Annotated in this window: 25 protein-coding genes; 5 read left to right on the top strand and 20 right to left on the bottom strand. The window is 43.2% G+C overall.

Annotated features, from left to right (window positions below):
• Positions 1–461 precede the first annotated feature (461 nt).
• The gene (locus DP73_RS01470) at positions 462–1,079 is read right to left on the bottom strand and encodes a DUF6789 family protein (RefSeq protein ID WP_052090331.1); all 618 of its coding nucleotides are present in this window, start codon (positions 1,077–1,079) and stop codon (positions 462–464) included.
• A gap of 176 nt (positions 1,080–1,255) precedes the next feature.
• Between DP73_RS01470 and DP73_RS01465 the strand changes: the two genes are divergently transcribed.
• On the top strand, positions 1,256–1,441 hold the full coding sequence (locus DP73_RS01465) for an aspartyl-phosphate phosphatase Spo0E family protein (RefSeq protein WP_034596924.1): 186 nt from the start codon (positions 1,256–1,258) through the stop codon (positions 1,439–1,441).
• Between the two features lie 41 nt (positions 1,442–1,482).
• Here the strand turns inward: DP73_RS01465 and DP73_RS01460 are convergent, their stop codons facing one another.
• The 18 genes from DP73_RS01460 to DP73_RS01370 form a co-directional block, all read right to left on the bottom strand.
• Entirely contained in the window at positions 1,483–3,231 is a 1,749-nt protein-coding gene (locus DP73_RS01460) for a cell wall-binding repeat-containing protein (protein WP_034596922.1), read from the bottom strand.
• A gap of 429 nt (positions 3,232–3,660) precedes the next feature.
• Complete coding sequence (locus DP73_RS01455) at positions 3,661–4,122, bottom strand: C-GCAxxG-C-C family protein (RefSeq protein WP_034596921.1); 462 nt, start codon at positions 4,120–4,122, stop codon at positions 3,661–3,663.
• An 83-nt stretch (positions 4,123–4,205) separates the two neighbouring features.
• A complete protein-coding gene (locus DP73_RS01450; protein ID WP_034596920.1) occupies positions 4,206–4,616 on the bottom strand; it encodes a hypothetical protein in 411 nt (136 codons plus the stop codon).
• 14 nt (positions 4,617–4,630) lie between these two features.
• Positions 4,631–5,335 carry a YdjY domain-containing protein gene (locus DP73_RS01445; RefSeq protein WP_052090330.1) on the bottom strand — a complete coding sequence of 235 codons (705 nt, stop codon included), beginning with the start codon at positions 5,333–5,335 and terminating at the stop codon, positions 4,631–4,633.
• Between the two features lie 32 nt (positions 5,336–5,367).
• On the bottom strand, positions 5,368–6,324 hold the full coding sequence (locus tag DP73_RS01440) for a lysylphosphatidylglycerol synthase transmembrane domain-containing protein (protein ID WP_034596919.1): 957 nt from the start codon (positions 6,322–6,324) through the stop codon (positions 5,368–5,370).
• Positions 6,317–7,021 carry a TVP38/TMEM64 family protein gene (locus DP73_RS01435; protein WP_128751360.1) on the bottom strand — a complete coding sequence of 235 codons (705 nt, stop codon included), beginning with the start codon at positions 7,019–7,021 and terminating at the stop codon, positions 6,317–6,319. The genes DP73_RS01440 and DP73_RS01435 overlap by 8 nt, the downstream gene beginning before the upstream one ends.
• A 115-nt stretch (positions 7,022–7,136) precedes the next feature.
• Positions 7,137–7,718 carry a CDP-alcohol phosphatidyltransferase family protein gene (locus DP73_RS01430; protein ID WP_034596918.1) on the bottom strand — a complete coding sequence of 194 codons (582 nt, stop codon included), beginning with the start codon at positions 7,716–7,718 and terminating at the stop codon, positions 7,137–7,139.
• A gap of 17 nt (positions 7,719–7,735) precedes the next feature.
• Entirely contained in the window at positions 7,736–8,818 is a 1,083-nt protein-coding gene (locus tag DP73_RS01425) for an ABC transporter ATP-binding protein (protein ID WP_034596917.1), read from the bottom strand.
• Between the two features lie 118 nt (positions 8,819–8,936).
• Positions 8,937–9,761 (bottom strand): ABC transporter permease, encoded by an 825-nt coding sequence (locus DP73_RS01420; protein ID WP_081962905.1) that lies wholly within the window; start codon positions 9,759–9,761, stop codon positions 8,937–8,939.
• Positions 9,761–10,642, bottom strand: a complete 882-nt coding sequence (locus DP73_RS01415) for an ABC transporter permease subunit (protein ID WP_034596916.1) — start codon at positions 10,640–10,642, stop codon at positions 9,761–9,763. The genes DP73_RS01420 and DP73_RS01415 overlap by 1 nt, the downstream gene beginning before the upstream one ends.
• On the bottom strand, positions 10,629–11,891 hold the full coding sequence (locus DP73_RS01410) for an ABC transporter substrate-binding protein (RefSeq protein WP_081962904.1): 1,263 nt from the start codon (positions 11,889–11,891) through the stop codon (positions 10,629–10,631). The genes DP73_RS01415 and DP73_RS01410 overlap by 14 nt, the downstream gene beginning before the upstream one ends.
• Positions 11,892–12,515: 624 nt before the next feature.
• Positions 12,516–13,310, bottom strand: a complete 795-nt coding sequence (locus tag DP73_RS01400) for a ZIP family metal transporter (protein ID WP_034596913.1) — start codon at positions 13,308–13,310, stop codon at positions 12,516–12,518.
• 4 nt (positions 13,311–13,314) lie between these two features.
• Positions 13,315–16,188 carry an FAD-binding and (Fe-S)-binding domain-containing protein gene (locus DP73_RS01395; RefSeq protein ID WP_034596912.1) on the bottom strand — a complete coding sequence of 958 codons (2,874 nt, stop codon included), beginning with the start codon at positions 16,186–16,188 and terminating at the stop codon, positions 13,315–13,317.
• A 36-nt stretch (positions 16,189–16,224) separates the two neighbouring features.
• Complete coding sequence (gene rd, locus DP73_RS01390; RefSeq protein ID WP_034596910.1) at positions 16,225–16,386, bottom strand: rubredoxin; 162 nt, start codon at positions 16,384–16,386, stop codon at positions 16,225–16,227.
• A gap of 290 nt (positions 16,387–16,676) precedes the next feature.
• Complete coding sequence (locus tag DP73_RS01385) at positions 16,677–17,984, bottom strand: DUF4179 domain-containing protein (RefSeq protein WP_034596908.1); 1,308 nt, start codon at positions 17,982–17,984, stop codon at positions 16,677–16,679.
• Positions 17,981–18,505: an RNA polymerase sigma factor gene (locus DP73_RS01380; RefSeq protein WP_034596906.1), complete on the bottom strand. Its 525-nt coding sequence runs from the start codon at positions 18,503–18,505 to the stop codon at positions 17,981–17,983. Before DP73_RS01380 ends, DP73_RS01385 begins: the two co-directional genes overlap by 4 nt.
• Before the next feature lie 589 nt (positions 18,506–19,094).
• Positions 19,095–20,012, bottom strand: a complete 918-nt coding sequence (locus DP73_RS01375) for a HipA domain-containing protein (RefSeq protein ID WP_034596904.1) — start codon at positions 20,010–20,012, stop codon at positions 19,095–19,097.
• Positions 20,005–20,463, bottom strand: a complete 459-nt coding sequence (locus DP73_RS01370) for a helix-turn-helix transcriptional regulator (RefSeq protein WP_034596903.1) — start codon at positions 20,461–20,463, stop codon at positions 20,005–20,007. Before DP73_RS01370 ends, DP73_RS01375 begins: the two co-directional genes overlap by 8 nt.
• A gap of 49 nt (positions 20,464–20,512) precedes the next feature.
• Here DP73_RS01370 and DP73_RS01365 point away from each other — a divergent pair, with 49 nt between their 5' ends.
• The gene (locus DP73_RS01365; RefSeq protein ID WP_034596902.1) at positions 20,513–20,734 is read left to right on the top strand and encodes a hypothetical protein; all 222 of its coding nucleotides are present in this window, start codon (positions 20,513–20,515) and stop codon (positions 20,732–20,734) included.
• A gap of 103 nt (positions 20,735–20,837) precedes the next feature.
• On the opposite strand, the gene DP73_RS01360 is transcribed toward DP73_RS01365, so the two are convergent.
• On the bottom strand, positions 20,838–21,236 hold the full coding sequence (locus DP73_RS01360; protein ID WP_034596901.1) for a plasmid pRiA4b ORF-3 family protein: 399 nt from the start codon (positions 21,234–21,236) through the stop codon (positions 20,838–20,840).
• A gap of 399 nt (positions 21,237–21,635) precedes the next feature.
• On the opposite strand from DP73_RS01360, the gene DP73_RS01355 reads away from it, so the two are divergent.
• The 3 genes from DP73_RS01355 to DP73_RS01345 all read left to right on the top strand — a co-directional run bounded on the left by DP73_RS01355 (position 21,636) and on the right by DP73_RS01345 (position 23,417).
• Positions 21,636–22,235 (top strand): DUF1638 domain-containing protein, encoded by a 600-nt coding sequence (locus tag DP73_RS01355; RefSeq protein WP_034596900.1) that lies wholly within the window; start codon positions 21,636–21,638, stop codon positions 22,233–22,235.
• Between the two features lie 52 nt (positions 22,236–22,287).
• Positions 22,288–22,599, top strand: a complete 312-nt coding sequence (locus DP73_RS01350; RefSeq protein ID WP_034596899.1) for a pyridoxamine 5'-phosphate oxidase family protein — start codon at positions 22,288–22,290, stop codon at positions 22,597–22,599.
• Positions 22,600–22,730: 131 nt separating this feature from the next.
• Positions 22,731–23,417, top strand: a complete 687-nt coding sequence (locus DP73_RS01345; protein ID WP_034596898.1) for a Crp/Fnr family transcriptional regulator — start codon at positions 22,731–22,733, stop codon at positions 23,415–23,417.
• Positions 23,418–23,537: the final 120 nt, after the last annotated feature.

The raw sequence follows: 23,537 nt of genomic DNA, 5'->3' as shown, positions 1-23,537 counted from the left end.
ATCGAAGCCGCCCTGTCTTTAGGGTCTATTATTCTTAAGTATGTCCTGGGGCTTTTTTCAGAGTAGATTTTCATGCCGCTACCAAAGCCGCACCATCAGATGATGAAAAATACCTAACACGCGTAAGATTCCGCGAAACCTAACCTGAGCACTCTCAAAGTTCTGCTTCCACTCGCAACAAACTGGCTGAAGGAGCGCTTGTCTGCAAAGCGGCTGCGTCAGTGGAGCCGCGCTAAGGCGAGGGCCGACGGTTCGCGTCTCCGTAGCGCGCCGCAGGTTCACATGCAGAAAAGCCCGGAGGTTCGGACGCGCTCGCGAACCGTCCAGCGAGCCAGGGGCGGAACTCGCAGACGCATGCAGATCGAAGACACCGTCTTCGCACGGGTTAACACAGCTAAAAAGCGCTCCGCCCCAGAGCCAGACAGAAGAACCGTCTTTCTGTCTACAGCTTCAACAACCATTTAATGAAACCTCACTTCATTTTCATAATCATCTAAAAGCTCATCACTGGGATCAATGCTTCTCTGGGATAATTCACTGACTCCTCGTGTCTCTACTTGGTTTTTACTGGCATTTGGAAAAACTGCCTTATCTGTTAGAAAAACCATTGTTGCCGCAGAGGAAAAGCCATATACCAGGTTGTCGATTAATGTAGTCAGATGGGTTCTCGTAGAATAGGCCTTTGTTCTGAAAACTCCGTATCTTAACCCAAAGGAATAAAGAAGTTCCCAGGTAAATGTACCATAAACTGCTCCCTTAAAAAGATAATTATCCTTTCCGGTTTTCTTCAGAACAGCAAATAGCGGAATGCCAACAATTGAGCCTGTAATCAGGTGGAGGATCTGTCCTAAAATTCGATTTTCCTTTAATAACAGTCTAAAGGGACTCATCAGAACGGATCCCGCATATTGAGCATATGTCTTTTCACTGACACCTGATTTCTTAAAGATTATGTTGCTTAGATCCATAGCAATAGTTCCCACCAGACCACTTAAGAAACCAATCGGGATAGAATCTCTCATATTTCTGCTGACATTCATATACCTTGCAACCCTATTAAGATTATCAAGTACTTTCATTTTACTAGCTCCTTTCAATACTTTCCGCTTAGTTTTTGCTGAATAGCTGAAAACTATTTGAAAGGAATTAGTTAATATATGCCAATTAACTTGATGTAATTAACACAGCTAAATTGAGATTTGAGTCACACTTTTCCTATCCAATTTCTGCTATTATCTCCTTAAAAGAGGAGTGGATGAAAATATCCAAAGATTTGAAGATTTTACTGGCGACTATTGAGGATCTGCGCAAAGAACTCTGCTACACTGTAAGGCAAGGTAAAAGCATCTCCGATCCCTCCGTCATTAAGTTAAGTCAGGATCTCGATGAAGAACTAAATAAATACTATAGAATCATTATGGGAGAGGCAAAAACCGGATAATCTCAAACAACAAATCGGCCGTTTTTTACGGCCGATTTGCATTATTTTTCGCTCTTTTCATAAAGTTGAAAGGTTAGGGAGTTTTCAGCAACGATACTGCGAATTAGAATAGGAACCTTTCTACTGTTTCTAAATTTGAAATCGAGGATTGGATAACTAACCGTTGCATCTTGACCGGAAGGAACATAATCCACGGGCAGAGAATGAGGGTGCCTTTCAATAATTTGCAAATTGGCTAGAGTAACAGCATTATAAAGTGTCGAGGAAACTTGACATACTCCGCCGCCAAGCCCTGGGACGAAAGCATCTCCCACGATAACCATAGCCTCTTTATAACCGGCTTGAACAGTTCGCTCACCAACACTTTCGTTAAAAGAAAAACCTTCTCCCGGCGCTAATAGTTTCCCATCGAGAGCCTTGGCAGCGAGGCGAAGGTTCTCTGTTCGATTTAGATGAGCAGCATTAAAATATGTAGTGTATTGGGCAATTGGGATTGGCACCGGTTCTTTGACCGTAAGATTAAGTTTAATATTTTTATTATAGCCATCAACAGTTCCCTCATAGATTAGCAATCCTATTTTGTCAGTATCCACGAACTTAGGATTCCACTGAACAGGCACCTCAATAATTTCACTGTTATATTGCCTTGCTTGAAGCGTAGTTGGCAAAGAATACTCTTCCTTTTGAGTAACAGCAGCAGAGATATCATCTATAGAATAGATACTCGTCTCTCTGGCTGCACCCCAAATCAAGTCTCTTGAACTTTTTAATATCTCATCCTTTACAACTCCGCTGCCACCAAAAGAGACCAACCTGGGGTTTTGGATATTTGCATAAAGTTTCGCAAAGTAACTCGCAGTTGATTTAGGCAATGTGGGGACTGAAGGGTCGATAAATATAATTGGATTTCCCGACTTGGCTGCCACGATACTCCCAGCTAGAGCATCGGCAAACCCGTACCCAGTTGCTAGGTAGATGGTTGATGGATTTGGTGCGAAGGTTTCTGCAATGGCCACATTTGTATCAAACCTGGTTTCTCCCATCAATCGTTGGATACTCGCTTGGGGCAGGAGACTTGCTATTTCCGATGTAACATTATCAGAGATCACCCCTACTCCCCCAGCTATGTATACTTGCAAAGGCTTTTTTTCTTGCAGGAAGGTCTTTATTCCTTGAGGCAGTTCACCATGGGGGGATAAAAGAATCGGCCATCCTTTATTTGCCGCAAAGCTAGATATACTTAAGGCATCGGCATACTGTTCGCCGGAGGTTAAAACTACTGTGGAAATTACCTTATTAAGGGAACAGGCAATCTGATAAGATGTATCATATCTATCCAGCCCAGCAATTCTGATCACGTTCGTAAATCCAAGTTCGCTAAGTTTAGCTTCGAATTCTTCCCCTATAATTCCAGTACCACCAATTATATAAACCGTGCCACTTTTATCAAGATGTTCTGTGCAGAACTCAAAGGCATCTTTTGAGTTTTCCACTGCAGAATCAACTAAGAGTATAGGAGCCTCCTTCTCGTGAGCTAAGACACTTGCAGATAAAGCATCTGCAAAATCATTGCCCGTTGCGAGTATTACATTCTTAGCTTTACCATTGCAATAATATTCAGAGATTATTTTAGCAGTCTCAAATTTTGTTAGCCCAGACAGCCTGTCCACTTCGGGTCTTTCTGATTCTTCAGCGCCTGAATCCTGCTCAATTGCAACTGCATATCCCGGTCTGCCAAACATAATACAGCTACATAAAATAAGGATTAAGGCAACTATCTTTTTGCTCATTCTATTCTACACTCCTTCTATTCTGATCTTGATAATTATCTCATGCTTAAGAAGTGAAGCATGTCGAAAGGAGCAGCGTACTATTAACTTTTAATTAATAACAGTGTCCAATCGGAAAGAATTTCCAAATATGCCGTCAAAACAATGGCTGGATGCCAGCAGCATGAAAAAGTACTAATAGATTTGCTGTAAGTTTAGGGGAATCATGAATCAGAGCAATACACGATGACGCTTATGCTGCTACAATTAGGTCGTAAAACAGAAGTGACGTGGGAGCAGTTCTCGCTAAACAACAGGGCTTTAGTGAGGTATATAGACTACCAGGTGGCATCACAACCTGGCAAGAAGCTAAATATGACGTTGCCAAGTAGATAAACAAATACCTCCCGTGGCTAAGGCTTCGGGAGGTATTTGTTTCTAGTATAAAAATTAAGTTGTTTTTTCGTTTAACGGCTGCAAGTTCTCCCACTCTTTAACGAGTATGGCAGTAGCACCCTCGGTCACTCGAATACAACCCTTTTTGCTGATTCGATCAAAAAACGATTGCTTTTTTCGCAATACCGCACAACAAGAAGACTTGTACTCTTGTTTAAAACTTGAGTGTAACCGCTTAGCCAGGTCTTCATCCTCGGGTAAGCCATATCTTTCTCGAATAACTCCGGAGGCCAGAACTATTCCCACAAGTGCCCCACAAGTACAGCCATTGCCCATTCCTTCTTTAAATAGTTTAGCTGCAAAAAACAGGTCCGAGCTTAGCTTAAGATTCCATACTTCATTAGCGGCGGTTAATACGGATTCACAACAGTTTAGACCCCGCTGCATGGCTTCTCTAGCTATATCCGGCCCGCTTAATCCTTGTACCCCAATTGTCGGAACGTTTATTTCTTTCATGTCCCTTCCCCCATCACTAAGTACTCTCTCTCCGGAGAAAATCCCCAAACATTTGTAGAATAATTGTTTTGTAGCGGGAGGTTCTATCCTGAAATTTTACGTTTAAGGACTATAGCACTTAAAATACTCCCTAATGTTAAGAGGCTAAAGATAAGATTAGCAACTTGCAAAGATATATCAGGCATTAAGAGCCCTTCCCGGATGGTGTACCCCGTTAGGATTTTGAGCGACGAAATTTGGGCATCGCCAATACCTAACAGCGAGATAAGCATAGCCAGCAGGGAGATACTCTCAACAGCTAAAGGGCGTTTAATCGTTCTAAGCAAGCCAATGCCTAAGCCGATCCCTACTCCCACCAGAATTGCCAGGCCAGTGTTAACCCTAAGCTCCAGCCAAGTCCATTGGGCGAGGAGAAGGGCAGCCACAAAGCCAAAATTAAATCCTAACAGTCCTGAGCCCAGGACATTTAACCATTTCCTTTGTTTAGTATTCATAGTGTATATCTCACCTATTTAAGCTTAAAGGTCACAACTACAGGGGTACCATCCGCTGGCAGAACCTCTTGGTTTCCTTTAAATTCAGCTATTTTGTTGTCAAAATCTTTCGTTGGATGAGCAGCATTACTGGTAATACCCACGGGACAACTATCTAAGCAGAGAATACAGCCCGTGTTTTTAGCTTTAGCATTTTCTTGGTTGCCACCAAAACGGAAATCAAAGCCTTTTTTCGTTGAATCAAGAATGCCATCTCCAAAAGGAATTTCTTTTCCGGCTCCTGCCCAGGTGATAGAGACATCCAGGGGATCACCTTCGACGGCCACTCCAACGGAATCAAGCTTTAAGTTGTTCCCCGGTTTGGCACCGATATCGACTAAACCGTTATAGAAGTCGTTTTGATTTCCCCAAGCTTTTAGCACAGATTTTGAACCGTTTGAACCATCTTTAAATACGACACCGTGACGGGTTGGTTCAACAAAGTACTTGCCATTCACTTCTGTGTAGACCTTGACTGTTTTAGCCTCTTTATCAATAACAATCGGATTCGTTTGGCTCACTATTAAGTTGGAACCAGCGGAATCCGCCGGGGGGGTAGCAGAATTTTTGGCTGATTCATTTGAACCACAGCCACTAAGGGAGGCGATAATACCTACTGAAAGAACCGCTGATAATAAAACCTTACTCATTTTTAGTGTTTTGTTTGACATGAATTTCATCTTGCAAATCTCTCCTCATTAATTAGATTAGTTTAAATTGTTGTTGATTCTGAATTAAAGATTTGCTTCTTTTCTCTGGCGGTAAACCAGAGCCAACCGCCCCAAAGGCTGCAAGCGCTGACTAAGAAAGCAAACAAAACCGAAGTGCTAAAAGCTCCCGCCTTGGGCACTCCAAAAGGAGTTAACAGCATAACATAGGCACCCTCTCTCAGACCATAGCCATTAATACCTAAAGGCAGCATAGATGCTACTGAGGTTGCCGGTATGACATAAACTGACTGTAAGACATCCACCATGCTCAGGGAAAGGCTCTGAAACAAGGCGTAATTTGTACCAACAATGCAGACTTGAAAAACAAAAGACCAGGCTAAGGCATTGACCAGGGAGAGAGGATTTTTTTTGACTCTCACACCATGCTTGGTCATTCCGATAAGAAATACAGAAATCTTATTTTGGCTGGCCATAATAAACTTCGGGGCCCTCCCGCCAATTACTAAAGCTAATAATCCGGCAGTCAGGACAATAAGAAAACAAAATAAGCAAATCAATTTCTGATTGGGATTGTCAACAAACATACACCCCAGTAATCCTAAAAGAGCCAGCCCTGTCGTGGCTAAAATCCGTTCGATGACAACAGAAGATGTGGCACCGGGAGAATCTCCGCTTAGTTTTGCTGCCCAAAGTATCCGCAGCCCGTCGCCGCCAATACTGGAAGGCAAAAAGTTGTTAAAAAATATTCCCACCCAATAGGCCCGCCACAACTCTCGATAACTGAGTTTAAGCCCTAGGGCTGCAGTAATGACATGCCACTTAACTGTACTGACAACCATAGCCAAAAGTATCCACCCTACTGCGACAGCCAGCCAGCTAAGTTTCACCCCGGCAAGCATTCCGACAATCTGAGCCCAATCAAAGGCTTTAATAAACCAACCGATGAGAGCCAAGGAGAACAGCACTTTGAGCAACAGCTTCAAGTTTTTATTAAGCATGTTTATCTCCTGTGAGCTTTTGATCAAACCGTTTCTTAATGGCTAGACTGACAATTAAGAGTATCATGAAACCACAAAGAGCCCAGAGTGAGTATTTGGCCGTGGGAGACATATTCTCTCCCAGCCAAGAGTAAACGATGGTCGCCGGCAATTGACCCAAGCCTGTAGCCCAGAAAAACTCCCAAAACCCCATGGTCGTCAAACCCGCAGCATAAGAGATAATATCAAAGGGAACAATCGGTAATAAGCGGGCAATCATCACGGAATGTTTACCATACTTTTCAAAAAACCTATCCGTTGTCTCCAAACTCTTTTTGCCAACCATTCTCTCGATGACAGGTCGACCAAAAGCTTTGGCAATGACGTAACAAAGGGAGGCCCCGATCATCGCTCCCGTCCAAGAGTAAAGGGCACCCATAACCCAACCGAAAATCCAAGCATTAGCGAAAGTGATTACAAATGCCGGCAAGGGAGCCGCAAGGGCTTGAAACACCATGAGAGCCATGGAAACAATCGGCGCCCAAATACCAAAACCCCTTAAATAGTCTCTCATACCATTAATGTCGGCACGGGAAAGAAGACTTACTGACTTATTCAGTTGTTCTGACAGGGAAGGGATTAATAAATACAATCCAATGAAGATTAAGGATAAGACCGCAATCAGGAGAGCTGTAATTTTTTTCTTATTTATTGACAATTCTTCACCTCCTTAAATCCCCGAATAACCACAACAGTGATTATTATATAACTTAACTATGATCTATTCAAATAATTTTTTTATTATGATTGTGAAAATATGTTATCCCATTCAGTTATAATATTCTCTTTGCCTCCCACAGTCTTTGCAAGGCAGTGAAAGTTACCGCAAGAATGAATAGGCTTGTAAAGATGTTGATCCAGCCGGGAAATAAGGTCATCAGAGAAAGAAAGATAAACCCCTCTGTCCGCTCTGCCAGTCCTGCCTGATAGTAAAAAGATTTAATTCCTTTTTTCTCCACCAAGGCACCAACGGTTAAAAATACCGTCATGGAAAAAATGATTCCCGCGGTTAACAGCAGCAGCAAAAACCGAACTCCGGGATAACACCAAGCCAGTCCTAAGATTACCGAAAGCTCGACAAGTCTATCAAAGGTAATATCCATCAAGGTTCCCCAAGGACTGGCTGCGTTATGTTTCCGGGCAATCGAACCATCAACGGCATCTAAAAAGCCGGAAAACCAGAGTAAGGAAACTGCTAAAACCGGTTGCTCAAACAGTATTGTAACTCCTGAAAAAACCCCCATCACAAAAGCTGCTATAGTCACCTGATTGGCTGTAATCGTTAAACGATCAAGAAAATCTGCAGTCAAGTCAATAATCGGCTGTATATATCTTCTGGCATGTGTATCAAGCATAATGATCTCCTTTTAGGTCAGTATTCCGGGATAAAAACTAATGCCTGTGGGTCGTAGGTTAACTCAAGAACTTCTCCTAAACCTGGCTTTGAACTCTGATCTGCAGGGAAGCTAAGGATTACTGATTGTGAATCCATCTGAACTGTCACATGATAAGACCCTTGAGAAAAAACAGATTTTTCGACGCTGCCCCTCAGAATTAAATCCCTATTTATCTGACTGAATTTAGTACTTGCCGGGACAGGGCATAGTTTCAAATTCTCGGAACGAAGCACGATCCAACCCGGCTGTTGGTTGAATTCCTCTTTTCCCGGAACTGCTAACTTAAATGAACCTGATTGGAATACCCCTTGGGATAGTTGCCCATAGATGACATTTTTAGCCCCTAAAAACATAGCGATCTCTGGGCTATTGGGGTTTTCATAGAGTATCTGAGGTTGATCAATTTGCATTATTCGCCCCTGCTTCATAATACCGATCTTATCAGCCAGAACGAAAGCTTCGTTGACATCATGGGTTACCAACAAGGTGGTTAGCTTATAATCTTGTTGTAATCCTTTGAGCAAATCCCGCATCTCCTCCCGCAGTTCCGGATCAAGGGAACTAAAGGGTTCATCCAGTAAAAGCACCTGGGGGCAGGTCACCAGTGCTCTGGCCAAAGATACACGCTGTTGCTGCCCTCCGCTTAGCTCGGCAGGAAAGCGATCTCCAAAACCGGAAAGTCCGACTGCTTTAAGCATCGACTTAGCCTTTTCCAGACGAACCCCTTTAGAGATGCCTTGCATTTTTAAGCCAAAAGCAACGTTAGCTTCAACCGTCATATGGGGGAAAAGCAATGCTTGTTGAAAAACCATGCCCAAGCCCCTTTTTTCTGTCGGGATCTTACTGATAGTTTGATCACCAAGCCAGACTTCCCCCCTATCCGGTTCCAGCAAGCCGGCCACCACCTTGAGCAGAGTTGTCTTCCCGCAGCCGGAAGGGCCCAGCAAGGCGAAAAGCTCTCCCTCTTGAATGGTCAATTGGGGTATATTCAACTCAAAAGAATCTGAGTCGGAATGGTAATAACCTTTTTCGATTCCCTTTAAATAAAGATGATTCATGTCTTGCTCCTTAAGCTATCTATAGAGCCTGCTCAGTGGATGGGGTTCTCTCCCTTTGCCAAGCATTTGCAGTTGTTCAGTTTTCTGTTTTATTGGGGACTCTTTCTGTAAATTCTATTTAGATATGAAAATCCAGTCTTTTTCCGTAATAATGTTTTAGCACCCAACTCATAGCATAAAGGGCCAGACCAGCCATCCCTGAAAAAAGGACGGCGTATGCACTTCCGATAGCCAAGTCCCCCCCATTAATAAAAGGAAACATGAGTAAGGGCAAGGTTACCACCTGGCCACCTCCAATCAAGAAGGTGATCAAATATTGGCTTAGTGAGATAAGAATACTTAAGCTTGCTCCGGCAACTATGCCGGGAACAAGATGAGGTAAGCTGATCTGCCAAAAACACTGCCACCAACCGGCTCCTAAGGTTCTGGCCTGATCTTCCAGGGAAGGGTTCAGGGTTTGAAAGCTTATAATTAAGGCTCTGACCATATAGGGTAGGGTCGGCGCTAAATGAGCTAAGATAACTCCTAAAACAGATTCGGTTAACCCCAGCCTGAGAAAGGTCATCTGAATCCCCATGGTCGAAGCAAAGGCGGGAACGATAATTGGCGCATAGACGATTCCCTCCACCAACAGCTTTCCTCTGAAGTTATAGCGGGCCAGGGCATAGGCACCCGGCATTCCCAAAACAAGGTTTATGATTGTTACAACCAAAGCAATTTCCAAGCTAAGTCCTACGGAGGCATAAGTTCCCGAAGTCGTTGACAGAACATAACTCCAAGCCCTATTGGTTAAAGCTTGGGGAAATAGATCCGGCCAGCGCCAGCCAAAGGAAAGACTATTGACCAGTAAGGCGATAATCGGAAGCGCCATGGTAAAAGTCAGGAGTAGTCCCATCGGAAAACCCAGGTAATGTCTAAGACCTTTCATAGTTAACTTCTCCATCAACTCTTCCCTCCCGGCATTCCCCACCGGCGGCTGAGTTTGTAAGCCATGATCCCTAATAACGCCGTGATAAGGGTCAAAACTACGTTGATCGCCATAGCTTCGGGCATTCGTTCCCACCCACCATTGGTATAGAGGGTATAGGATAATACCGGCAGCATCTGGGGGTAGGTAATCCCCAGCAAATAGGGCACTTCAAAGGCCGAAAAGGTAAAATCAAACACTATGAAACAACTTGAAGTCCAAGCCGGCAAAAGGAGGGGAACCACTACTTCTATAAAAAACTGCCAAGGTTTGGCACCATAGACTTTGGCTACTTCCAGCCAGTTAGAATAAATGTTCTTTAATACCGGATAGATCATCAAGGCAATAAAAGGGGCTTCCTTCCAGGTATAGGCTAAGATAATCCCCCACCCTCTTGGATCATTGGTTAACACAGGAAAAGCTTCAAACTGCTGAATTAAACCGAAGCCATAAAGTATGCGCGCCAGATAACCACTTTGCATGAACATAAGCACAATAATATAGGCTCCCACAAAATGCGGAATGACTAAAGGGAGATTCATCAAGCCCTGGAGCCAGAGGCCAATGCGGGATTTTCTCTGCTGATTTCTCAAAAAGAAAAGGGAGATTCCCATACCAAGAATCCCCGAGAAAAGCGTGGCTAAGAAGGAAATCCTTAAGGTGAGCCAAAGGGACAGCCAAAAATCCTTCGAGCTTAATAATTTATGATAGGCCCGAGTAGAAAAATCTAATTGACCCGCAGCCGGAAAATATCCCAAGCTGTGGGCCAACCCTTCTACAAGACCGCCAAAAAACAAGATCACAATCACGCTCACCGTAGGAAGAACCAGCCAATAGGGCTTACTATTTTGCCACATATTCCAGCCAACCATTGTCAAGAACATCTACATAGGCGCTGGGTAACTCAGGGAGGCGATGACTGGCCAATTCTCCTGCAGGTAAAGTAGCAATCCCTCGGTCTATCTCAGAAACTAGTTTTTGGTCTTCCGGAGATAGTTTCTGGAGGTCCAAGGACATATCCTCCCCCCAATTAAGCGGGTCGAATTTGGCAATTTGGGCTTCAGGAGAAAGCATAAAATTGATGGCCACCATGGCCCCCGCTTGATGGGTGGAGTTAAAAGGGATGGATAGATAATGGGTATTGGCCAGGGTACCTGCTTCAAGCACAAAGGTACGGGTGGACGCCGGGAAGGTTCCCTTCTTAATCTCATTAGATGCCCTGGCCGGATCATATCCCATGGTCATCCAGACCTCGCCATTGGCATAAAGCTGATCCAGTTTGGCTAAGCTTTCCGGATAAGTCTTTCCTTCTCTCCATAAAGAAGTCTCCATGGAGTTCAGGTAATTCCAGAGAGGGGAGAGTTTTGGAGTAAGGCTATCCGAGTCCAGGGGTTTCATATATTGTTGATAACCACCTGTCGTTTCATATAAGGCCTGCCTTATAAAAGCGCTCCCCGTAAAATCGGGAGGAGCAGGATAAGTAAACTTGCCTGGATTTTGCTTAACCCAATCAGCGAGCTGAGCCATGGAAGTTGGAGGAGTCTTTATTTTATTAGAATCATAAATAAAGACAAACTGGGCTTTACCCCAGGGTGCTTCTAAGCCTTCCGTAGGTAAGCCGAAATCATCTTTTATATCCGGGGCATTAGCATCAATATATTGATTGAAATTAGGCAGCTGCTTATCGAAAGAACCCCAGAGCAGATCCTGTTCCTTAGCATTCTTAAAATTCTCACCGTTGATCCAGATCAGATCCACACTGCCCTCTTTTTTGTTGACCTGCTTTTCGGCAAGCAGCTTATTGATAGTGTCGTTAATATCATTGACCGGTACACGCTGCAAGGTAACTTCGTAATCCTCTTTTAACCGGGGGGCAACCCATTCATCCATGTAACGGTTGATTGATTCACTTCCACCCCACATGTACATGTTAACGGTTTGCCCTTTAGCCTGGCTTGCCACCTCATCCCAATTGGCCTTTAAGAGATCTGTTGAAGTCGCTGTGGCAGCAGGATCACTTTTATTCTGAGCCTGAGAACAGCCGGCCAAGAATAAACAAATGGCTATGACTATGATTGTTATTACAGGAGTGGTTACTTTTCGCACGGTTTCAACCTGCCCTTCATTTATCTGTGTCCCTTACGAGAATTAGTTAGAAGCTCAATTCATCACTAATATGTTATCTTTAGTAATTAACACTAACTTATTATAATCGAAGGTTCTCTTAGGCTCAATATTTTTTTTGCTTAGTCTTCGTCAACAAGTTGGCTATGTACGGGTAGCCCCCATGCCGCTGCGACGGTGCCATTAGATGATGCAAACGGGTTGCTGGGGTCAGGCGACTTCGCCCACATCCGTGCAAGACAAGCTAATTCGTGCGAAGACAGTGTCTTCGTACCCAGCATTCCGAGGCTCGCCCACTTGCTGGCGCAGGGCTCCGCCAAACCTCTGGGTAATACCTGATGTGAACCCGTGGCTCCGCTTCCCCGCACCAGCTTTGTGGGCCTTACCGCCTCACTATGCAATGGGTTCACTCCTGTGGATCGAAGCCGCCTGTCTTTCTGATCTATCATTCTTAAGTATGTTTTGAGGTTTTTTCAGGGTAGATAAATGACAGGTTAAAATGATTATATCCAATTTTGTCGATACTCTCAGCTCCAGTGCAATAAAACTAGGCGTCCCGGTCTTTTGACAGGGACGCCCTTATGACACTCCGACTACTGCCAGTTCTTACCCTAAAGCCACATCCAAAATCATCATAATTAAGAAGCCAAATAAGACCCCAAATGTGCCAATATTGGAATGCTCCCCGAGATGAGCCTCCGGAATCAGTTCCTCAACCACCACATACATCATTGCTCCGGCGGCAAAAGCAAGCAGCCAGGGCATATAGGGAGAGATTAGGGCGGCAATTAATACTGTCAAAATGCCGAAGATCGGTTCAACGATTCCTGACATACTGCCAAAGAAAAACGCTTTTCCCAGACCCATGCCCTCTTGACGCAAGGGCAGGGAAATTGCAGCACCCTCAGGGAAGTTCTGGATGCCGATCCCAATAGCCAGGGCCATGGCTGAGGCGTAGGCCGCAGAGTCACCACCGTGTTGGGCAGCCAATGCAAAGGATAAGCCAACGGCCATTCCTTCGGGGATATTGTGCAAAGTAACTGCCAGCACGAGCAAGGAAGTACGTTTCATGGAAGAGGACATACCTTCCGTTTGGTTAATGCCCGGATGAAGATGGGGAATCAGTCTATCCAGGACATATAAGAAAACAATACCCAAAACAAATCCACCTGCTGCAGGGATCCAGCCGATCTGTCCCTGGGCTTCAGCTTCTTCAATGGAGGGTATCAGCAGACTCCACACTGAAGCTGCAATCATAACCCCGGCGGCAAAGCCAAGAAATACCTTTTGAACCTGACCTCCCATAGTTTTATGAAACAGAAATACCATGGCCGCGCCTAGGGTGGTCATCAGGAAAGTAAATCCTGTCCCTCCGGCGGCCCATAATAAAGCTTCTGTCATAGTTTCACCTCACTTCAGGCTGCGAACTCGTGGTACACTTATCTACCAAGTAAACAATGGATTGATAGCTAAGGCCGCTATGCAGTGATAAGCCAATCTCACAGGTTCGACTGTTGGAATATCCTGAATGGCAGCTCGCCGGCAGAGCATCTTTTAGAGGAGCTAAGGCCGAGGTATTTAATTCCGGAACAGTGAATCCACGGTCCCCGGCAAAACCACAACAGTGAACATCATTGGGCATAATGACATTTTCTGCGCAGGCCTGGGCTACATTGTAAAACTTGTCTTTCAAGTTCATTTTTACGGAGCTGCAAGTTACATGAATTGCAACTGTTTCCGGCAATTGTTGAAAGGTGAGGTGTTGCAGCAGAAAGTCGTGAATGAATTCTACCGGTTCATAAAGCTTTACGGAGTGCATAACCCGCTTCATTCTATATAGACAGGGACTGGTGTCACAAAGGACGGGATATTTGCCGCCTTCACTGACCGTAAACAAAACTTGCTCCAGCTCAGCACTCTTTTTATCCGCGGTTTCGAAAAAGCCCTTACTTTCCCAAGGCATACCGCAACAGAGGCCGTCAATTTTGGACGGTATGATCACTTCATACCCGGCTTTCTTTAACACAGACAGGGTCGCTTCACTTAAACTCCTTTGATCCAAATCGTTTTTCGCTGCCCCCATAGAGCGGCTGATACAGCTGGGGAAATAAACAACTTTCAAAGCAGATGTTGTCTTAGTGGCCCTCGAAGGTGCCGGAACTTTCCCCCCTTTGGGCATCCAGGGATTCCACAGAGGGATAGTATCTCCGGAGATTTTCCGGGCTCCCTGAGTCAAGTTCTTCATCACTTTGGTACCCAGAAGACCATGTACTCCATTCACTGCCCCCAAGCCCAAACGCATAACCCCGGTAACTCCGCCCATATGATTTGCTAAGCTGTCCGCAAACCAGCGTTTGGCAGGGGTAACGGATTGAGAACGCAGGAATTTAACATAATCTCCTGTGTTTATCCCTAAAGGACAGGTGGTTGCACATAACCCATCCACGGCACAGGTAACATTCCCCGGATATTGAAAATCTTTTTCCAACCGGGACAGCCGCTCCGGATCATCCCCGGTTCGTTTCAATTCTTGAATTTCCCGCTGAATGACAATCCTTTGCCGGGGGGTTAAGGTTAGATTTTTCGAGGTACAAATATTTTGACAGAAACCACAGTTGGTACAGGTATCCACTATTTGATGAGCTTGAGGCATGTTCTTTAAGTTTTCCAAGTAGGCTTGGGGATTGTCATTAATGATCACTCCCGGATTAAGCAAGCTTTCCGGATCAAAGATTGCCTTGAGACGTTTCATTAAGACATAGGCCTTTTTACCCCATTCAAATTCCACAAAAGGGGCCATATTGCGGCCTGTTCCATGCTCAGCTTTCAGAGAGCCGCCAAAACGTGCTACAACCAGCTCGCTTACATCCTGCATTAAACCCTCATAGCGGGGCAAATCCTCGGCTCGGCCAAAATCTTGGGTAAAAACAAAATGAAGATTGCCATCTAAAGCATGACCGTAGATAATTCCATCTCCATAGGAGTATTTGTCCATAATCTCTCTGAGGGCTAAAGTTGCTTCAGCCAAATTTTCTTTAGGAAAGGCCACATCTTCGATGATAACCCCCGTTCCCAAAGCTCTGATCGCTCCAACTGCCGGGAAAATCCCTTTGCGAATATTCCAGAGGTTCTCATACTCCGATTTTACCGCAGTAAAACTCAGGGGCAGCACCGTGGGTATTTCCCGGAGGAGTTCTTCAACTTGAGCAATTTTTTCCTGGAGAGTTTCGGCATTCACACCACGAACTTCTACCAGCAGGGCTGTGGCTGTTGCCGAAAGAGTTTTCAGGTAAGGGGGCATTCCGGGCTTCTCTTCCATGGTTTGTAAGGAAATTCTGTCCATCAATTCAGCAGCCGCTACAGTTTCCCGATCTAATTTTTGCACTGCCAAGCAAGCTTGTTCCATATCCGGATAGATGATCAGGGCTGAAGCCTTATGGCTATGTTCAATGACTGTATGATAAGTGATTTCAGAGATAAAGCCCAAGGTTCCCTCTGAACCGATCATCAGATGTTTAATTATCTCCAGGGGGTCTTCAAAATCCACAAAGGCATTGAGGCTATAGCCTGTGGTATTCTTGATTTTATATTTGCGCCGGATTGATTCTGTCAACTGAGGGTCAGAGATGATTTCAGCCCGGATCTTCAGGATTTCTTGGATAAGCTCTCCGTGAGAAGCGGCAAAATCAGAACATGAGGAGGAATCCCCGGTATCCAACAAGGTTCCGTCACCCAAAATGATTTTCATGTCGGCAACGGTTTGATAGCTGTTGTCGGCGGTGCCACAACACATTCCGCTGGCATTGTTGGCTGCTATTCCCCCGATCATGGCGTGATCAATGGAGGCCGGATCCGGTCCGATCTTACGGGCATAGTCTTTTAAAAAGCGATTAGCCTCGGCACCGATAATTCCCGGTTCCAGGACGATCTTTTCTCCCCGCTCCAGGATAGAGTGGCCTCTCCAAGCTCCTTGCAAGACTACCAGAACCGAGTCGGTGACAGCCTGACCGGAAAGGCTGGTTCCGGCTGTTCGAAAAGTTAGAGGGACTTTAAATTGGCGGGAGATCTTGATAATCTTGGTAATCTCTTCGGGAGAGCGAACTTTAAGCACAATTTTAGGGATCAAACGATAAAAACTGGCATCAATACCATATGCCAAAGTATGTAACGGATCACAAAATCGCCGATTAGCCGGGATAAAGCGGGCTGCTTCTTCCCAGAAATCTTGATAGGATTTCGGTAATTTTTCCAGGTCTTTCTGAAGTTCTTGGCTCATCATTCTCTCCCCTTCCTCCGGAAAATAGGTTAGCGCCCCTTAATCAACAGGTTCAAAGTCCTCTTTCCCCACACCGCAGGTTGGACAAACCCAGTCTTCCGGAATATCTTCAAAAGAAGTACCCGGTGCAATCCCTGAATCCGGATCACCCAGAACAGGATCATAGACATAACCACAAATTGAACATTGATATTTTTTCATTATTTTTTCCTCCCACTCTTTTTAAAGAATATTAATTTAGATTCATTTTATAATTAATATAATTATAAATCAAGAGTATTTTTTCTTTTATTCAATTATTTTCAACTCTATTTTTGAATCTATCAAACGTAACCAACTTCCTCCTTCAACTCTCCCTCTAAAGGCAACCATGTTTTATGCGGACATAAAAACAACCTGATCACGACTCTGGATCGTGATCAGGTTTTGATAAGGTTCCTTAATCAAGTTTTGCCTTGAAATTAATTATGAATTAAAAACATGACACAAATCTAATTTATCGGAATCTCAAGCACTTTGTCATAGCTTGTTGTATAAGTCATTCTTTGGACATCAAGTTTTAACTCATCCCCAGTACCTAAGAAACGCATGGTTCTGGTATGAATGATGGTGCCATCCGGCAACTTGTCATAATCGTCCATGATGGCTTGTTCGAGAGAAACCTTCTGTCCGTCAATCCATAAATAAACTCGACTTAAGATAAGTCCTTCTTTACTGCTAAATGTAATTTGCGTCTCCCCTTGTACTTTTTCGATTTTATTGATCTCCACCTTTTGTCCTTGAATGTTTAAGCTCTGCTTCTCACCATCATTTATTAACTTGAACTGTTGGTTTATATCATGGTCTGCGCCAAAGCTCAACATTTCTAGTTGTAGCTGCTCTAAATCTGTGGGTAATGGATCATAATCACAATGAAAAGTCATCCCTTTCATATCCGTACTCATGCCGCTCCCTTGTCTTGCCACCTCTTTTCCATTGGCAATGAGCTTTAGTGTAAGGTCAGTTGCTCGTAGTCTCTCTCCATTTAGCTGATCTTTAGCCAATTCGAAAATATTTTGAATTGAACCCTCGATGACAGTTTTTGTGGGGGATGCCAGAATTGAATGGATCTTTATTTTGCTTTTATCAACTTCAATCGTTTCATTGAGAGCCTTTTTCAAAGTATGTCCCATAGCAGTATTCCTATTTAAAGTAAAACTTATCTCGGCAGGATCTTCTCTTCCCTTGAGAATCCGAGAGAACTTTAATGTTAAGTTTTTTTCAAAAAGTTTGGGTGGCTCAAAACTGGCAATATTTTTAATTTCTGTATTTTCTTCATTAATGATCCCTTGGGAATTCTGATGATTGTACTCTCCCCAGAAAGCCTTTAAGGACATAAAAGCCGTAATATCGTTTTTATCCACGTGCCCTGAGGGATCTTTTATGGTATAGAACAATAAAAGTTGATTCTCATCTAACATTACGTAATCCACGGTCAAAGAGACTTCATTGTCAAATGTAAAACTCTTACCTATAGGTTGTCCTTTGCCGAGTTCACTCAATTGCTTTAAGGATGCATTCATAACTTGATCGTACCCCAGGAGTTGTTTACTATAGAAAGCAACCACATCATAGTTTAAAGATAATAGTAAAATGAAAACCATGGCCATGGCTGCTGCATAAACTCTGAATCTATTTCCGAATCTAAATTGTTTTTGCTTGTTTAAGGCGTTGCGAAGTCGCCCCTCTAACTCTTCGGGAACTTCCATTTCACTGACCTGTAACTTCTTGGCTTTAAGAATTTCTTCAATTTGGTTCATTCTTCACTCACTCCCATGCTTTCTTTTAATTTTATAAGCCCGGTGTGAATTCTTGATTTGACTGTTCCTAAAGGGATTTTTAAGATTGCAGCTATAGCTTCATATTCCAGATCAAGGTAATACCTTAGTTTCAGAATTTCCCGGAACTTGTAATTAATTTTCCCCAGGTGTTGCTCAATATCCAGTTGTTCATCTTTCATCTGAAAGACGTCTGCATAAGCACCTTCGGGAATACTCCCGCTTAAAATTACTCTGTTCTTTCTTCTTAGGTTATTTTTGCAGCAATTTACTAAAATTGTCTTGCTCCAACTATAAAAAGCAGCATTATCTTTCAGCCTCTTTATATTTTCATAGACTTTAAGAATCATATCTTCCATAGCATCTAAGGCCTCGTCTGGGTTCTTCATATAGATATAGGCCAGGCGATAATAATCCTGTTTTTGCCTCATAATGAGTTGAATAAGTACCTCTTTATCCCCCTTTTTTGCCCGTTCTATCATCTGGATAAACTCATTCTCCAAAGCTTTTCCCCTCACTTCTATACCTATGAGTTCTATCTTACCTAATTAGTTCATTTTCCGGTAAACTATTTTTAAATATTCACTGGTATGTTACTGCAATTGCAAATCATTAAATCGAAAAAGAGCACCCTTAATTGAGCGCTCTTCGGTCTAAACTGTCATGGATTGGTGTCATCTTAAATTCTTTATCTCCTCTTCGGACATACCTGTAAGATCGGAGATTGACTTAAAATCCATACCCTTCTTAAGAAGTTTTTTTGTTACTTTATAACCATTCTTCAAAATGGGTCTTCTTTGGTGCGCCAAGAACACGCTTGCCATTTATCACATCCGTCATTTGCTCCAGGGGCAGGGAATTGTTTTTCAATCGCCAACGAGGAATGAATCGTCCGTATTTGATTGTCTCTGTGCAAATACGTCATTATCCCGTATAAGTTTTGTTGATACAAACGTTTTAATATAATTCTCGGACGCCGACTAATGAATACCCTTAGACAGGGGTAACCCCTTCCGGAGCATCTTTCTGTGAGTCACACCTGCATTTGGATAAACGATGTACACATATCTCACTAGTTTGTTTTTGCTGCCCCTAACTTTCCCCTTGCTCCCGCTCCTGTAACTCCAGCTTCATAAATTTGTCCATGCTGTAATCAATGATTTTTGCATTTCGCTCTGAAATCATCACCGTGTAAAATTCCTTTTGTACTGGAATCAGCGTTGGTGTTTCATCAATGAGAGTGCGTATTTTCTCCATATCAATCCGTGCGGAGACTCTTTTCAAGGCTGCCGTGCAGTCTGGATTTTTCAGAGAAGAGATAAATTCAAAATAGGATATCTTCTTTCCGTTTTCCTCAATAGATGAGGCGGGAAAAACATAGACACGTTTGTTAATCCCATCCTCACTGCTCAGAACGGCTTCCATATCGCCAGCCGCAAGTTGCGGATAAAGACAGGAGCCACAATCATAAACGGGGGCAATTTCAGCCGTCTTGGACTGCTCATCTACAAGAATACCCCAATTACCATTGTGCCTGTCAAAATTGCTGAGCAATGCATCGGCAATAAACATATCCCAAAAGAAATCCCGAAGCTGATCCTTTGGAAGAAGCGTCTGCTCCTCGATTGCCTGCAGGATGGAGGAAAGTTCCTTCCCATAACCGCTCTGTTCGCTGTTGATACATGTATTCTTCAAATGGGCAAACTCAATGAGCCTTTTGCCGCCTTCGGTAAAATCTCCACAGGCTACTACCACCTTTTCCTTCCCTCGCGGATCAGTATAGGTTCCCAGCAGAGTTTCCTGGGTCTTAAACCCGAGAGATGCAAAGATATGGCAGGCGAGGTATTCGCTGATACATCCGTTGGTATAGCTCATTGCTTTATTGCGGCTTGAGACGGGAGGAAACTTCAGCATGTAGCTGCTGCCCTCATAAAGAATATTGATTTTATTTCCATTCGCACCGCCATATGCTCTGAACCTATTTATTTCACATGATGTAAAGTCAATCATGAATACTTTCCTCCTTTCCGCCTAAACCAAGATATTTTTCGCGCAGGTAGCCTGCCTGTTCCTCCGTAATTAAGCCCGACCAAAGGTCGGCATTAATGGCTCCATATAACTCATCCCACAAGCAGTCAAGATGCAGCACCTGCTCCTTTTCTCCTTGCAAGTATTCTTTGATTGCTTTTTGAATACTCCCCGACAGTTCAGTTTCCAAGTACATTTTTCTGTTCGGTTTCCCATCGGCCGTCCTTTTCTCCGGCTCTGTCTTCAGCACCAACAGTTCCTCAATAGATAGACCGAGTGCTTTGGACAGCTTGAAAAGCGTCCCTGCTCCGCATCGGTCCAGATGTGTTTTCCCGGAATAAATATCTGCGAGAGTTGCCCATGGAATCCCGCTGATTTTTGATAACCGATAACGGGACATCTGCATGTCCTGCATAAGCTGTTGTATTGTCATTTTCATCACCTATGACCATAGTATCGGCGTTCCGATATAATGTCAAGATATGCCAAACCTATCTCATCTTGAAACTATGCCAGGTGAAGTTGCTGTTACTTTCAATTTTTTGCAGGAAGCGGGCTTAGTTGCTTATAGTTTAAAAAATATGTTACGTTTTATAGGTGAATCTTTTTTGACAAAACTGGCGGAGGTTATTGGAAAATATAATGCTATTATTGACGTGAAGGAAACAGATCCCAGCCTGCGGATCGAATTTGAAGCGAGGTAGGGCCTAAGCAGCACGCCGAAAAGTCAAGAGCGCCCTTTTCTCACCATAAAAGCGAGATAAGGGCGCTTCTCTTTAACCAAATGATCATGCACTTACATTATTCTTACTCCCCCTCTGGATATTGTTCCAAGAGTTCTCCCTTCCCTGCGATCACTTTAGCTACCGCCACTTCTTCTGCGCTCTTCTCAAAAGTGACGGTAAATCTCCACTCCTCTCCGAAATCAAATAGATAAAGGAATTTTTGCTTCGGCATCAGGTTAAGCCGGAGTAACTTTACTTTATCAGCAAAGGGCCCCCTATCATTGACGGGGGACCAATAGGTCTCTCCATTACGAGACCATGCTTTATTTTCCATGAAAAAAGCATAGAGATGATCATCATTCAGTCCAAAGCCACGCTGAATGACTTGATGGAATTTGTGCAAGGTTGCGTCGGCAGGAATCTGAATTCGCCGCCACTGGCCCCTCCCTAAACTGACTTTCAAGATGTAAGACTCTGCCATTTCTAATACCCTTCCTCCTTCATCATCATGATTACAATTATAACATATGATCGCCCAGTTTCATTTCAGGGTCCGTTTAACAGAGTTGAACCAGATAGTAATAGGTCAGGGATATATACAGTAGAGTCAAATCGAGTGGTAATACTTTAGTAATATAGAGTGAGTATTCGGTGCCCTCCCCCATGACCCAATGTATCTCTAATTCCCATCTATAAAAGAGACATACTCTCGTTTGTTTTCACTTTTACGCTCTTTGCCAAGACTATTCAACTATTTTGAATTTTGTTAATTACTTAACATTCTTCTTTTTTATTCCATGTTAAGATTACATAAGACGAGTTAACTTGTTTGATCTAGTGACTAGAGGATAACGTAGCTCAGAGAAGAGGTGATATTAATATGGAGGTGCGTATAGTTGCCTGCGGCATATTCCAACTGGAGCTTGAGCGAGTTCTAGAGGAAATAAGAACTGAATGTAAATCTGATGCTGAGTTTAAAGTTATCTACACAGCACCAGCTCTGCATGTAGACTATGATAAACTGAAAGATGCCATCACCGAGGCTTTAAATAATAATGCAACGGAAGAACAAGCAGTCCTCTTTTTCGGCTCTATGTGCCATCCTGAGATGAGCGAGTTCATAGAAGAATACAATGTTATTAAGTTGGAACCTAGGAATTGTATTGAATTAATTTTAGGTAAGGAGAGACAGAATGAGCTAGAAAAATCGGATAAGATATTTTACATTACTCAAGGTTGGTTGCAGAACTGGCGGGAAATTTTCAGTAAGGGACAAGGCTGGGACGAAATTGATGCTAGGCAGAATTTTGGTTTCTACGATAAAATCTTGCTCCTAGACACTGGTGTATCCGAGTTCAATGATGAGGATATCTTGGATTTTTTCGAATATACACAGGTACCAATCGAAATTGAAAATGTTGATTTGGCAGTTTTTAAAAAGAGTGTGGTTGAAACGTTAGAGAAAGCATTAGTCAAGTAAATTCTTACTAACATCGGTTAAATACATAAAAAAAGTTTAAGGAGTGAGTTTAATGGTTATAACTCAAGAAATTAAAGATGTAATATCAAAGGCTCCGTTTATTCCCATCACTACTGCTTCTGTCCATGGAGAACCGCACATGATCGTAGTAGGAAAAGTAGCAGAAATAAGAGATGCTGATATACTAGGGTTTGGTATCTACAAGATGGAGGTCACTCAACAAAACATCAAAGATAACGGAATGATGCAGGTTGTAATAGCAACGATGGAAGGTGGCCCCAAAGGCTACAGGCTCACTGGCAAAGCATGCATAGAAGAGAAACTGGTTTTATTTAAGGCAGAAAAGGCAGAGGTGCTTCTGTAGAATCTCCTGAATGCACAATAATCCCGCTTATGACAGGCGGGATTATTGTGCATTTCAGGTTTTAGTATTGTTGGACATTTTTCTGATACACTCTATTTTAGCAACCCTTATTATGCATGAGGAGGAAAAGCATGAGGCATTGCATTATCTGTCTTCAGCAATTGGACCTATTTCAGGGACTAGAACGAGATCAATTTACTAACTTGTGTCAATGTACAAATAGAAAAAGATTGTCCAGAGGACACTACCTTTTTCGTCAAGGAGAGGCAACAAGTACCATATACCTAATAAAATCGGGTAAGCTGAAACTCGTACAAACTGCCGAGGATGGCCATGAAACAATACTGGATGTATGCGGTCCCGGTGAAGTCTTAGGTGAATTGTCCTTCTATCAAGAACAAAATGAGCACTCAAGCGCCATAGCTATGGAAGAGGTTTGCATATGCTGTTTCAGTAAACTTCAATTTGAAGGGTTAATCAAACAAGATCCTTCGTTTGCCCTGAGGATTATTGGCTACTTAGGGCAAAAACGTTATGAAACCATGTTGAAATCAGGAAAGGAATCCGGATTACCCGTTAAAGAGAGATTGTTGCAACTTTTTTATCGTTTAGCTGAACAATATGGACAAGAAAGGCCGACCTCGACTTTGATAGATCTAAAAATCACCCAGCAAGAATTAGCTGATATGATCGGCTCTTCGCGTGTTATGGTCATTCAGGCACTTAAAGAGTTTCAAGCTGCTAATATAATTGACCGGGAAAAAAGATATTTTGTCTTGAAAAACGACCCTTGCACCAGTATTCATACCTTCGAATAATGTAACTACGCTTTGACTCAAAATAAAATGCGTTGGCGTGAGAATTTCTATCTTCTCAACCAACACATTAAATATTTCATCGTCAAACACTTTAAGCAGATAATCTCTGCTGTTTATCGT

Origin of the sequence: Desulfosporosinus sp. HMP52 (assembly GCF_000765145.1) — a bacterium.
In the GTDB taxonomy this organism is placed as follows: Bacteria; Bacillota; Desulfitobacteriia; order Desulfitobacteriales; family Desulfitobacteriaceae; genus Desulfosporosinus.
This window is presented reverse-complemented; position numbering and strand designations above follow the sequence as displayed.

Excerpts from the sequence above, each read along its gene's own strand:
- DP73_RS01470 (WP_052090331.1), bottom strand. The coding sequence starts at position 1,079 with ATGAAAGTACTTGATAATCTTAATAGGGTTGCAAGGTATATGAATGTC.
- DP73_RS01465 (WP_034596924.1), top strand. The coding sequence starts at position 1,256 with ATGAAAATATCCAAAGATTTGAAGATTTTACTGGCGACTATTGAGGAT.
- DP73_RS01460 (WP_034596922.1), bottom strand. The coding sequence starts at position 3,231 with ATGAGCAAAAAGATAGTTGCCTTAATCCTTATTTTATGTAGCTGTATT.
- DP73_RS01455 (WP_034596921.1), bottom strand. The coding sequence starts at position 4,122 with ATGAAAGAAATAAACGTTCCGACAATTGGGGTACAAGGATTAAGCGGG.
- DP73_RS01450 (WP_034596920.1), bottom strand. The coding sequence starts at position 4,616 with ATGAATACTAAACAAAGGAAATGGTTAAATGTCCTGGGCTCAGGACTG.
- DP73_RS01445 (WP_052090330.1), bottom strand. The coding sequence starts at position 5,335 with ATGAAATTCATGTCAAACAAAACACTAAAAATGAGTAAGGTTTTATTA.
- DP73_RS01440 (WP_034596919.1), bottom strand. The coding sequence starts at position 6,324 with ATGCTTAATAAAAACTTGAAGCTGTTGCTCAAAGTGCTGTTCTCCTTG.
- DP73_RS01430 (WP_034596918.1), bottom strand. The coding sequence starts at position 7,718 with ATGCTTGATACACATGCCAGAAGATATATACAGCCGATTATTGACTTG.
- DP73_RS01425 (WP_034596917.1), bottom strand. The coding sequence starts at position 8,818 with ATGAATCATCTTTATTTAAAGGGAATCGAAAAAGGTTATTACCATTCC.
- DP73_RS01420 (WP_081962905.1), bottom strand. The coding sequence starts at position 9,761 with ATGGAGAAGTTAACTATGAAAGGTCTTAGACATTACCTGGGTTTTCCG.
- DP73_RS01415 (WP_034596916.1), bottom strand. The coding sequence starts at position 10,642 with ATGTGGCAAAATAGTAAGCCCTATTGGCTGGTTCTTCCTACGGTGAGC.
- DP73_RS01400 (WP_034596913.1), bottom strand. The coding sequence starts at position 13,310 with ATGACAGAAGCTTTATTATGGGCCGCCGGAGGGACAGGATTTACTTTC.
- DP73_RS01395 (WP_034596912.1), bottom strand. The coding sequence starts at position 16,188 with ATGATGAGCCAAGAACTTCAGAAAGACCTGGAAAAATTACCGAAATCC.
- rd (WP_034596910.1), bottom strand. The coding sequence starts at position 16,386 with ATGAAAAAATATCAATGTTCAATTTGTGGTTATGTCTATGATCCTGTT.
- DP73_RS01385 (WP_034596908.1), bottom strand. The coding sequence starts at position 17,984 with ATGAACCAAATTGAAGAAATTCTTAAAGCCAAGAAGTTACAGGTCAGT.
- DP73_RS01375 (WP_034596904.1), bottom strand. The coding sequence starts at position 20,012 with ATGATTGACTTTACATCATGTGAAATAAATAGGTTCAGAGCATATGGC.
- DP73_RS01370 (WP_034596903.1), bottom strand. The coding sequence starts at position 20,463 with ATGACAATACAACAGCTTATGCAGGACATGCAGATGTCCCGTTATCGG.
- DP73_RS01365 (WP_034596902.1), top strand. The coding sequence starts at position 20,513 with ATGCCAAACCTATCTCATCTTGAAACTATGCCAGGTGAAGTTGCTGTT.
- DP73_RS01360 (WP_034596901.1), bottom strand. The coding sequence starts at position 21,236 with ATGGCAGAGTCTTACATCTTGAAAGTCAGTTTAGGGAGGGGCCAGTGG.
- DP73_RS01355 (WP_034596900.1), top strand. The coding sequence starts at position 21,636 with ATGGAGGTGCGTATAGTTGCCTGCGGCATATTCCAACTGGAGCTTGAG.
- DP73_RS01350 (WP_034596899.1), top strand. The coding sequence starts at position 22,288 with ATGGTTATAACTCAAGAAATTAAAGATGTAATATCAAAGGCTCCGTTT.
- DP73_RS01345 (WP_034596898.1), top strand. The coding sequence starts at position 22,731 with ATGAGGCATTGCATTATCTGTCTTCAGCAATTGGACCTATTTCAGGGA.